We start from the raw sequence: 10,587 nt of genomic DNA on the forward strand, positions 1-10,587 counted from the left end.
GTATGAGAACGATAATAACCCATTCAGGAGGAAATGCATGAATATCGATATCAAGCTTGAACAGTACGGCTGGAATGAAGAATGGAACAGAAAATGGACAGATAAGCTGCGGATGCTGGACGACAGAGAATTTGCGCCGGGGCGGATTGCCGGAGATTTCGGCAGTAAATACAGGGTGATTACTGCAGCAGGTGAAATATGGGGTGAGCTGTCAGGCAAGTTCCGGCATTCGCTGAGCGGGTCCGGCGAGTATCCGGCGGTAGGGGACTGGGTGGTCCTGGCGATGCAGGATGGCGGAGCGCATGCGGTGATCCATGGTGTGCTTCCCCGTCACAGCGTCATCTCGCGCAAGGTGGCTGGCCCGACTCAGGAGGAGCAAATTGTGGCTTCCAACGTGGATACCTTATTCCTGGTCAGTGCACTGAATGATGATTTCAATGTACGGCGGATGGAGCGTTATCTGATTATGGCCTGGAACAGCGGGGCGAATCCTGTCATTCTATTGACCAAGGCAGATCTGTGCACCGATGCGGAGCTGAAAATGGCCGAAATGCAGCAGGCGGCTCCCGGTGTCCCGGTCCATGTGGTCAGCGCCTTACTGGGCGACGGACGGGAGGAGCTCCAGCCCTACATCGGCAGCGGCCAGACGGTAGCACTGACCGGTTCGTCCGGCTGCGGCAAATCGACAATGGTCAACTGGCTCAGCGGCCGGAATCTGCAGCTCACCCAGGATGTGCGGGAAGGGGACAGCCGCGGACGTCATACGACCACACACCGCGAGCTGTTCGTCCTCCCGGATGGCGGAATCATCGTCGATACGCCTGGAATGCGAGAGTTGCAATTATGGGAGGATGAGGGCGGACTGGACCTGGCGTTCGGTGAGATCAGTACACTTGCGGCGGAATGCCGCTTCAGCGACTGTACTCATACACGGGAGGAAGGCTGCGCCGTGCTTGAGGCTGCCGCCAGCGGTGTGCTGGACGGGAAGCGGCTGCAGAATTACCACAAGACGCAAAAGGAGCTGCAATTCCAGAACAGCAAGGAAGCGAGACAGAAGCGCAAGACAGCCGCCGCCTCTGCCAAAAGCACCCCTCCCCGTGCCAAGGGCAACAGCTGGCAGCGGGTGCTGGACGAATATTGAGCGGCGATGAAATCCCAAGGCGTTGTAGAAGCATGAAAGCGAGCATGGGAATAGGGATGAAAGTTTTCATGACGGATTAAACTTGCTGGATGTTGAGCATTGTGTAAGCAGGAGCTACGCCATCCCGGAGAGTAGTTGGAAAAACGTAGCTTAATTTGATGACTTAAGAGCATTTTGGGAAATTAGGTGGATAAACGTCACTTGTTACCCCGCTAATACCTCGATTGGGAAGAGTTGAAGCAGATTAAGTGCTTTTTTTCCAACTGCTATCTAGCTTAAGGCAACTTGTTCAATAGCAAGTGGAGAAAATCCACCTGCTTCAGCAACTGTTATAGCAGTGGCATCTGGCCCTGTCCCACAATTAGATGTTCTACTGTGGAGCCAAGTTCCCGATTTTCTAAAAGCTTCAAACGTTAAAAAAAGCAGCGATTCTCCCATTATGGGGGAATCGCTGCTTTTTAGTGCTCAAGTTGATCCAACTCCGAAATAAAGAGCTGTCCCAAGTTTGGGACAGCCCGTTTTACGTATGCTGGTTAAAGTATTAGCAGATTAGAACGATGCTGCTGCTGTCTTAGCCAATTGCAGACCGGAAGCGATAATGTCAGCGGATTTGTCCGGGTTCTGGTTGTGTCCTTCGATGATTACCTGTGTAGTTTCCTTGAAGCCCCAGAAGTTCAGGTTGCCCATGATGAAGTTAACGGCCATTTCAGCACTTGCTGCCGGGCCTTCGGAGTACACGCCGCCTCTGGCGTTCAGAACAGCTGCTTTTTTGCCAGTCAACAGTCCTACAGGACCTTCAGCAGTATACTTGAAGGTAGTTCCAGCCTGGTTCAGGTAGTCGATATAAGTGTGCAGTACAGCCGGAACGGTCATGTTCCAGAGCGGGAAAGCAAAGACAACTTTGTCAGCGGCCAGGAACTGGTCCAGATATTTCTTCACAAGTGCGGCGCCTGCTGCTTCTTCAGGAGTGGCTTCGAAGCCTTGAGCGGCTTTGTATACGCCAGTGATGAGTGTGTTATCGTAGTAAGGAAGCTGTTCAGCGAACAGGTCGAGTTCAGTAATCTGGTCCTGCGGATGAGTCTCCTTGTAGCTGGACAGGAATTCGTTGTAGAGCTGAACACTTACGGATTGCTCGGCAGGGCGGTTATTAGCTTTGATAAACAGTACATTCGACATTATGATTTCTCCTTAGATATCTATTTAATATTAACTATCGATAATATAGCATTTAATTTTTAGTTTGTAAATATCCGTCGGATAAAATTTTTATTCTGCCTATAGAAGCTGCTGTCCTTCGTCAAAGGTACCATATCTTCTATAACGGATATCTCATTTGCTACTGAAAGGCCCATATGTAGTATGACTAATTTCGCAAGCGGTGGAGGCGCAGCCAGGGACAAGTTTAAGGAATCAGCGGCCCGGTTATATAGGTGATATAAGGAGAAGAGGAAATGATTCCCTCTCCAGATCACGGGACTAAGCCCCCATTTAAAGGAGCGATTGACATGTCCATCGACCGTTTCATCCTGAAGAAGCTGGACAGCTGTCACGAAGAGCATACCCGGCGTAACCTGGTGAAGTTGTTCAAATTGCGAATTAAAAAGGCGGAGAAAGAGGAGAACCGGAACCTCCGGATTGGCTGACTGATGGTATAATGTTGACTCCTAAGCCCTTGTAACCGATAGACTAAGCGCATCCCTCACTTGCAGGCATGTGCTTTTTTAAGTTGTTTAACTTTATATGTATACCGGCAAAAAAATATCCCTCTGTTTAATAGAGGGATAAGGCCAATGAATCATTTTCACTGTAACTGTGCAATATAGCTTCTGAGCCTTTAATTTCGATACTGATCAGGGAATTCAAACAGGTCTGCAGGGCGTTTTTGCCTTTTTGAATTTTGAGTTCAAGCGTACTGTTGAGCAGTCGAAGTACTTTTTGGGTCGGCTGTTTGTTTTCTGTTGTGAAATATACAGGGACAAGCTTGTTTTGAAAAGTGATGAGCATTCTCATTTTGAAAACCACCTCGCTAAAAGTATTTCATGGTATTGATCTTACCCTGTGTTTCTTAATTTTACCTTAAAATTAGCTTATGATAACATAAAGATTGCAAGTTTTATAGTTTTGCAGTTTTTTTGAAAGCCACTCATTTACATTAATACTTACATGTATGCTACAGAGGAAGGGATAAAGAATGTGAATAAGCAAGATTGTATCTGTCTGGCACAGTATCTGTTCCCGGGTGAGACCCGGCGTAGAGTGGTGGCAGAGCTCCTGCGCACAGCCTCCGGCTCCAAGCGGATCTGCAGAATGAAATTTAATGAGCGTGAATATGCGCAGGACGTATGCCTGCAAGTACATAAGGATAAGATCCTCCTGACAGGGTTAACGGAAGAGGAAGATTTCAGATGCGAGCTGAAAGAGCCGGCAGAGATGAAGCGCGCCTGCTATTACCTGTTCAATTGCTTCGAGCGTGCGCAGTCCCGGAAACCGTCCGCTCCTGCGGTATTCCTGTCCAGACGGAGTTATGAGGAGATTCATGAGAAGGCCGGAACATGGACGTTGTGTGTGCTGGCGGCTTCACTGGAAGCGGAGACAGGTGATCCTGACAGCTCCGCTGAATTGGCTAAAGTGCTTAAGAACCGGACAGCTTCCGGTGAACTACGGTTATGTGCGAAGAATGGGGAAGGCTGGACCCTGCAGCAGATTTCTTACATTGAAGCTTCTTCGGGCGGATGGGTTCTGCGCAGCAGCAGTGAGCAGGATGACGGTTATATCATTGCGTTCCCGCTGACCCGGGCGGAGCTGTGTCATGCTTTTGGGGAATGGCTGCTCTATTAAGATTGTTCTTGCAAAATAACCCCGGCGGAAGCACCGCCCAATTCAGACGGGTCTGGCTCGCTGGTCCGGTACAGCGTGAATACGGCGCTGCGATCATTCATAGAGTGGGCGGGGTTGACGAACCTAATATAAAGTAAGCGCTTCATATATTGCGCTTTAACCTTTCCATAGACTCCCGCATATGCATAGAGCAAGGGCGAAAGACCCGGGAGGAAAGGAGTGGAGAGGATGAAAGGGTTCAAAAGACTGTCATTGCCGTTCTTGTTGATGCTTGTGCTCGGCTCTGTTCTTGCAGGCTGCGGCAGTAAAACCGGTGATGTCAAGGTGAAGATCGGCGAAGTTACCCGTTCCGTGTTCTATGCGCCTGAATATGTGGCCTTATCGCAGGGCTTTTTCAAGGATGAAGGGCTGGATGTGGAGCTGCAGACGATACCTGGCGGAGATAAAACCATGACGGCCCTGCTCTCAGGGGCAATCGATGTGGCGCTGGTCGGTTCGGAGACCTCTATTTACGTGTACCAGCAGGGGGCGGATGATCCTGTAATTAATTTTGCGCAGCTCACGCAGCGGGATGGAACCTTCTTGTTCGCGCGTACACCGGACAGCCATTTTACATGGGACAAAGTGAAGGGGTCGACCTTCCTTGGGCAACGGCAAGGGGGCATGCCGCAGATGGCGGGCGCATTCACACTGCTGAACAAGGGGATTGATGCGGGGAAGGATCTGACACTGATCCAGAACATTGATTTTGCCAATATTGCCGGTGCATTTGCTTCCGGGACTGGAGATTATGTGCAGCTGTTCGAGCCTCAGGCATCGATCTTCGAGAGTGAAGGCCGGGGTCAGGTGGTCGCTTCCTTCGGGGTAGAGAGCGGTTATCTGCCGTATACGGTATTCATGTCCAAGCAGAGCTACATTACTAAGAATCAGGACACGGTGCAGAAATTCACCAATGCGGTCCAGCGTGCTCAGTTATGGGTGAAGGCTCATAGTCCTGAGGAGATTGCTGACGCGGTAATGCCGTATTTTGACAAGATTGACCGGGGCATTGTGGTCTCTGCCATCAGCCGTTATAAGGAACAGGATACCTATGCGGTGAATCCGGTAATTGATGAGAAGGAATGGAATAATCTGCTGGATGTCATTGACCATGCCGGTGAGCTGAAGGAACGGATTCCAGCCGCTAAGATTGTTAATAACAGCTTTGCAGAGCGGGCAGAGAGCACCATTAAGGAGTGAGGAGGCCGACCACTATGCTTCCAGTAGTCGAGTTGAAGGAAGTCACGCACGCCTACCTGGGAGACCGCGAGGCTTCGCTTGCTATAGAGGATCTGAATCTCAGCGTCAGCCAAGGCGAGTTCGTCAGCCTGGTCGGACCGAGCGGCTGCGGCAAAACGACAATTCTGTCGATCATCGCCGGGCTGCTGCAGCCTTCACGCGGTGAGGTGCTGCTCAGCGGACGTAAGACCGCGGGACCTTCGCCGGAGGTCGGCTATATGCTCCAGCAGGACTATCTCTTCCCCTGGAGGACGATTGAGGATAACGCGCTGCTCGGGCTGGAGCTGACCGGAAGGCTCACCGGAAGCTCGCGCGCCAAATCGCTGCAGCTGCTGGCCGATATGGGGCTGGAGGGCAAGGAGCAGGCTTATCCGGCACAGCTCTCGGGAGGGATGCGCCAGCGTGTCGCCCTTGTGCGGACACTGGCTACCGACCCCGGTCTGCTGCTGCTCGATGAGCCGTTCTCGGCGCTGGACTACCAGATTAAGCTGCAGCTGGAGGATCTGGTCTCGGAGACGCTGATGCGCCGGGGAACCACGGCGATTCTGGTTACGCATGACCTGTCTGAAGCGATTGCGGTCAGCAGCCGGGTCATTCTGCTCCAGCCGAATCCGGGCAGAATCCGCAGGATTTTCGAGATTCCGGAAGCGATTCGCCGCACCCCGCCGCTGTATGCGCGGGACCTGCCGGGCTTCGCGGAGCTTTTTCACGAGGTATGGAAGGAAATGGAGCTGGCAGGGAGGGAAGAAATGTGAATACAGAAGCGCAGCCCCGTGAGACGGCCTCCCGTGCGCAGTGGCTGGAACAGAAGCATGCGGATTACAGGAAGAAGAAGCTGCGCCGCAAGAGTCAGGTGCTTATGGTCCGGAGCAGCCTGCTGCTGGTGTTCTTCGTGCTCTGGGAAGCCGGGGCCAGAATGGGCTGGATCGATGAGCTGTTGTTCAGCTATCCGACGAAGGTGTTCGGGCAGATCTGGGACGACATGGTCAGCGGGAGTCTGTGGCCGCATTTGGGAATGACCGTGGGCGAGACCGCAGTGGGCTTCATTCTGGGTACCCTAATCGGGACGCTGCTGGCTGTCGTCATCTGGTGGTCACCTTTTCTGTCCGCCGTGCTGGACCCTTATATGGTCGTATTCAACAGTATGCCGAAGGTGGCGCTGGGCCCGATCTTCATTGTCATGTTCGGGGCAGGCTTCACCGCCATTGTCATTACCACCTTATCGATTACCGTGATTATCACGACTCTGGTAGTGTACAACAGTTTTTGCAGCGTGGACCCGAATCTGGTCAAGGTGGTCCGCTCCTTCGGTGCCTCCAAAAGCCAGGAGTTCTGCAAAGTCATTCTTCCGGCTTCATTCCCGGCGGTGGTCTCCACCCTTAAGGTGAATGTCGGCATGTCCTGGGTCGGGGTTATTGTCGGTGAATTTCTGGTTGCGAAATCGGGGCTGGGGTATCTGATCATCTACGGCTTTCAGGTGTTCAACTTCACCCTGGTCATGTCGAGTCTGCTCATTATTGCGGCTGTGGCTACGGCTATGTACCAACTGGTGGTGTATGTGGAGAAGCTGCTGCTGTCGAGACGGTAAGAACCATGTCATATTGTGTCTCTTGGCAAAATCTTGTACCATGACTATATCTTTATTTGAATGATGAAGCTTAACGGTGTAGGAGAGATATTCACATGGGATTTCGTATTATTAAAACGGCGGCTGCAACTTTGCTGTCTATTCTGCTGGCAGCCGCCGCTGGTATCCCTAATGCGCAAAGCGCGGGACTGCTGGCCATTCTCGGGGTGGAAACGACCCGCAAAAGGAGTCTACGCACGATTTCGGCGCGCTTCTTCGCCTCATTGGTGGGACTCTTTTTGGGCTGTATCCTGTTCTGGGCCCTGGGCTTTCATTATTGGGTACTAGGACTGTATGTATTGTTCGGCTTCCCGCTGATTGTCAAAGCCGGATTCAAGGAAGGGATCGTCACCAGCTCGGTAATTGTGTTCCGCGTGTTTGGACAAGCTGATATCACGGTTCATATCCTGCTGCAGCAGGTGGAGCTGCTGATTATCGGCCTCGGCTCGGCCGGACTTGTGAACTTCATCTATATGCCGCAGACCGGCGGGATCATTGCGGGCATCCGCAAAGAGGTGGACGGCTACTTCTCGGTCATCTTCCGGCAAATGGCCAGAACGCTCCGTGATCCCGGTTATATCTGGGACGGGAAAGAGCTGATCGGGGCAGGGGAAGCTGTGGAGAAGGGGCTGAGCGCGGCATCCAGGGAAATGGAGAATCATGTAATCCACCCGGATGAAGCCTGGAATGTGTACTTCTATATGCGCAAGGAGCAGCTGGAGTCCATCCAGAATATGATGCAGCTGCTCTCGCAGGTGTACCGGCAGCTGCCGCATGGAGATATGGTGGCCGAGCTGTTCGACCAGCTTAGCGGTGATGTGCTGGCTGAGGAATATACCGGCCGGACCGAGCGGCTGCTTGAGGAGCTGCAGCAGGAGTTCCAGGAGATGGAGCTGCCGGATTCGCGTGAGGAATTCGAGATCCGCTCAGCGATTCTGCAATTATGCCGCGAGCTTGCGCTGTATCTTAAGATTGCCAAGCGCTATAAGAGCCCGGTGGAGCTGCGTCCGGCGAAGGATAAGCAGCCTGCGAAGGGCAAAGCGTAAGCAAATCCATGTAATTTAGGTGTCAGGTATTCACATTCCGGTGTAAAATAACGATAAGAAACATAAGCACCCAAAGTGAGCTTGTCTATTAAGTTATGTCCAAAACCCAAGAATCTTGGTCTGGCAGGTGAGGAATATGAATAACAGCAATGATCAATATATCGGCAAACAGCTGGTAGCGAACCTTTTTAATCATAGCGGTGTATTTGTCTTGCCGGCATTGACCCTGCTCACCGGAGAGCATATCCGCCTGATTACGCAGCACAAGATCGTTCTGGAGCCGCAGGATGTGGTCCAGGTCGACAGCGCTGCATTCTATCAGCTGGCTGTGGATGATTGTACGGCGGCGATGGAGAGTATTTTTGAGCAGCTGCGCTATACGAAGACGAAGCGTCTGCCGATGATTGAGCTCAGGAATGAAGTGATCCCGTTCATCCAGCAGGTGAGCGAGAAGAATGATTTCTTTGGAATATTGTCTGCGCTGCAGACTAAGGATGACTATACATACAGGCATAATGTGGCGGTGGGCATCATCTCTACGCTGCTTGGCAAATGGCTGAAGCTGAAGCCGGACGAGCTGAGCATGCTGACGATTGCTGCGACGCTTCATGATATCGGCAAAATTATGATCCCGGCCGAGATCCTTACTAAGCCGGGTCCGCTGAGTGAGGATGAATATGCCCTGATGAAAAAGCACACCACCTATGGCTATGAGATGATCCGCGATACGGTGGGCACCAATCATATGCAGGCGCTTGTGGCGCTGCAGCACCATGAACGTATGGACGGCAGCGGCTACCCCTTCGGCGTGCTGGGCCACCGGATTACGGATTTCAGCAAAATCGTGGCGGTGGCGGATATTTTCCACGCGATGACTTCAGACCGGTTCTATCGAACAGCCGCGCCGCTGTATGAGGTGCTTAAGCAGATGGACGAGAACGTCTACGGCAAGCTGGACCCGTATATCTGCAGTGTGTTCATTAATAAGCTAATGCAGTCGATGATCGGCAATGAGGTGCTCCTGACGGACGGGCAGATCGGCAAAATCATTATGATTCTGGCCCACGACCCGCTGCGTCCGCTGGTGAACATCGGTGAGGACTTCATCGATCTCAGCCGCCACCGGCAGCTTGGCATCGTACGTGTACTTTCCTAGCAGGGGGCCTCTGCCCTTCCCGGCTTAAAATGTTGGCACAACAAAAAGTAGCGGTTTTCCCGGTTTGGGGAGCCGCTACTTTTGTTTTTTTTCGCTTCAGGAGACTCATAATGGACTAAATCCGGCAATAAAATGAAGCAAAGGGCTTCAGTTACGGCATCTGAGGGCTTACCCAAATTTATTTCTACTCTAACAATCAACAAATGCCCAGAACGTGCATACACTTGATAGTGAATGATTGTATGGAGGAGGTTCAAAGATGTCATTAAGCCATAAACGTCAAACAAGGGAGATCATTACGAAGGCAATTTGCGGCAAAGGTCGTAAGTTCTCTACAGCAACCCATACCGTGACTCCGCCACATCATCCGACTAGTATTCTGGGGGCTTGGATCATTAACCACCAGTACGAAGCGGTTGCCGCCGGGAACGGAATCGAAGTAATCGGTACCTATGATGTGAACATCTGGTATTCGTACGACAAAAACAAGCAGACCGAGGTTGCCAAGGAAACGGTCTCCTATGTGGAGCTTATTCCATTGTCGTACCTCGACCCGAGACACCGTGCTTCCACGGCACAGGTCTCTGCGGAGGCAACGCAGGAACCCAATTGTGTGGAAGCCGGGGTATCGCCGGGCGGAGGCAGTGTGACACTGCGGGTGGAACGCGAGTTCGATGCGGAACTGGTGGCTGAGACCAAGCTCCGCGTGTTTGTCAGTGATCAGGCCGATGATCTGGAAGACAAGGATTATGATTTTGAAGGCGAGAATTATGATTACGATGATTTGGACCCTGACGCTCTGGATGATGAGTTGTAGGAAGGAATACGCCGCTGCCTGAAGTACTGTGTGGGTTATGATCCATTATATGATGAGAGGGCAGCGGCGTAGAGGGCGAATGCCCTCTTTTTTTTAAAAATGCAATTTTTTTTTGGATGGTAAGGGTGTAGGCTTCATGCTGTTGAGTATCCTTCAAGGTGAACTGAAGCGGAGGGGGATGCTGGAGCTGGAGAAGCGTCATTCATCAGGAATATTAAACAGGGCAGCGTTCGAATGTTCAAGTATAGTGCGACAGGGTCTTTGTAAGGATGCTTGTGCTATTTCCATTTGATAATTTGGGGGTCTGGTTTCCTCAGCGGCTTATCGCTCAAAGGGTATTGTCCGGCAACCGGACGGTGCGCGAGGGGATACGGCCCTGAGGAATTTCGTATGGGCGGAGGGCATTAGACATGAATGAAGGGCTGAACGTATTCCGGCAGCTTGCGCCGGAGCAGATCGAACGCAGGCTCCGGCGCTGCGGGATTGAGGCTGACTCCATTTCTATCGGCAGAGGGTCGCGGCGGCAAGATACAAGAGACACCCAAAACCACTCGGATGGACAAGACCCCGCAAGCTACAGACAGCATTACCGCGTGCTTATTTTCAATCTGGCCGTGCTGGACTGCCAGCCGCTTGGAGCGGGGGCGGCTATGGGCGGGGGGCTTGGGGCTGGATGGTTGGGTG

Annotated in this window: 13 protein-coding genes; 11 read left to right on the forward strand and 2 right to left on the reverse strand. The window is 52.1% G+C overall.

Features of this window, described 5'->3' with window-relative positions; translation table 11 throughout:
* The first annotated feature begins 37 nt into the window (after nt 1-37).
* Nucleotides 38-1,141 (forward strand): ribosome small subunit-dependent GTPase A, encoded by a 1,104-nt coding sequence (gene rsgA, locus C173_RS10420; protein ID WP_235191852.1) that lies wholly within the window; start codon nt 38-40, stop codon nt 1,139-1,141.
* Nucleotides 1,142-1,690: 549 nt separating this feature from the next.
* Here rsgA and C173_RS10425 read toward each other — a convergent pair.
* Complete coding sequence (locus tag C173_RS10425) at nt 1,691-2,317, reverse strand: FMN-dependent NADH-azoreductase (RefSeq protein WP_036699056.1); 627 nt, start codon at nt 2,315-2,317, stop codon at nt 1,691-1,693.
* 329 nt (nt 2,318-2,646) lie between these two features.
* On the opposite strand from C173_RS10425, the gene C173_RS34645 reads away from it, so the two are divergent.
* Nucleotides 2,647-2,784, forward strand: a complete 138-nt coding sequence (locus C173_RS34645; protein WP_179090468.1) for a hypothetical protein — start codon at nt 2,647-2,649, stop codon at nt 2,782-2,784.
* A gap of 127 nt (nt 2,785-2,911) precedes the next feature.
* Here C173_RS34645 and C173_RS10430 read toward each other — a convergent pair whose 3' ends face one another.
* Nucleotides 2,912-3,151, reverse strand: coding sequence for a hypothetical protein (locus C173_RS10430; RefSeq protein ID WP_036699054.1), 240 nt, complete (start codon nt 3,149-3,151; stop codon nt 2,912-2,914).
* 183 nt (nt 3,152-3,334) lie between these two features.
* Between C173_RS10430 and C173_RS10435 the strand changes: the two genes are divergently transcribed.
* The 9 genes from C173_RS10435 to C173_RS10470 form a co-directional block, all read left to right on the forward strand.
* On the forward strand, nt 3,335-3,979 hold the full coding sequence (locus tag C173_RS10435) for a hypothetical protein (RefSeq protein WP_036724594.1): 645 nt from the start codon (nt 3,335-3,337) through the stop codon (nt 3,977-3,979).
* Nucleotides 3,980-3,987: 8 nt separating this feature from the next.
* Nucleotides 3,988-4,116, forward strand: a complete 129-nt coding sequence (locus tag C173_RS35345; protein ID WP_268748446.1) for a hypothetical protein — start codon at nt 3,988-3,990, stop codon at nt 4,114-4,116.
* Nucleotides 4,117-4,207: 91 nt separating this feature from the next.
* Nucleotides 4,208-5,218 carry an ABC transporter substrate-binding protein gene (locus tag C173_RS10440; protein WP_036724595.1) on the forward strand — a complete coding sequence of 337 codons (1,011 nt, stop codon included), beginning with the start codon at nt 4,208-4,210 and terminating at the stop codon, nt 5,216-5,218.
* A gap of 14 nt (nt 5,219-5,232) precedes the next feature.
* Complete coding sequence (locus tag C173_RS10445; protein WP_036724598.1) at nt 5,233-6,012, forward strand: ABC transporter ATP-binding protein; 780 nt, start codon at nt 5,233-5,235, stop codon at nt 6,010-6,012.
* 80 nt (nt 6,013-6,092) lie between these two features.
* Nucleotides 6,093-6,845 (forward strand): ABC transporter permease, encoded by a 753-nt coding sequence (locus C173_RS10450; RefSeq protein ID WP_425355133.1) that lies wholly within the window; start codon nt 6,093-6,095, stop codon nt 6,843-6,845.
* Nucleotides 6,846-6,940: 95 nt separating this feature from the next.
* Complete coding sequence (locus tag C173_RS10455; RefSeq protein WP_036724602.1) at nt 6,941-7,930, forward strand: aromatic acid exporter family protein; 990 nt, start codon at nt 6,941-6,943, stop codon at nt 7,928-7,930.
* Nucleotides 7,931-8,066: 136 nt separating this feature from the next.
* On the forward strand, nt 8,067-9,086 hold the full coding sequence (locus C173_RS10460) for an HD-GYP domain-containing protein (RefSeq protein ID WP_036699042.1): 1,020 nt from the start codon (nt 8,067-8,069) through the stop codon (nt 9,084-9,086).
* Nucleotides 9,087-9,345: 259 nt separating this feature from the next.
* The gene (locus tag C173_RS10465) at nt 9,346-9,903 is read left to right on the forward strand and encodes an outer spore coat protein CotE (RefSeq protein WP_036724604.1); all 558 of its coding nucleotides are present in this window, start codon (nt 9,346-9,348) and stop codon (nt 9,901-9,903) included.
* Between the two features lie 410 nt (nt 9,904-10,313).
* The coding region (locus tag C173_RS10470; protein ID WP_036724605.1) for a hypothetical protein at nt 10,314-10,587 on the forward strand (274 nt) is incomplete at its 3' end.

The organism is Paenibacillus sp. FSL R7-277, from assembly GCF_000517965.1.
Lineage (GTDB): Bacteria > Bacillota > Bacilli > Paenibacillales > Paenibacillaceae > Paenibacillus_AQ > Paenibacillus_AQ silagei.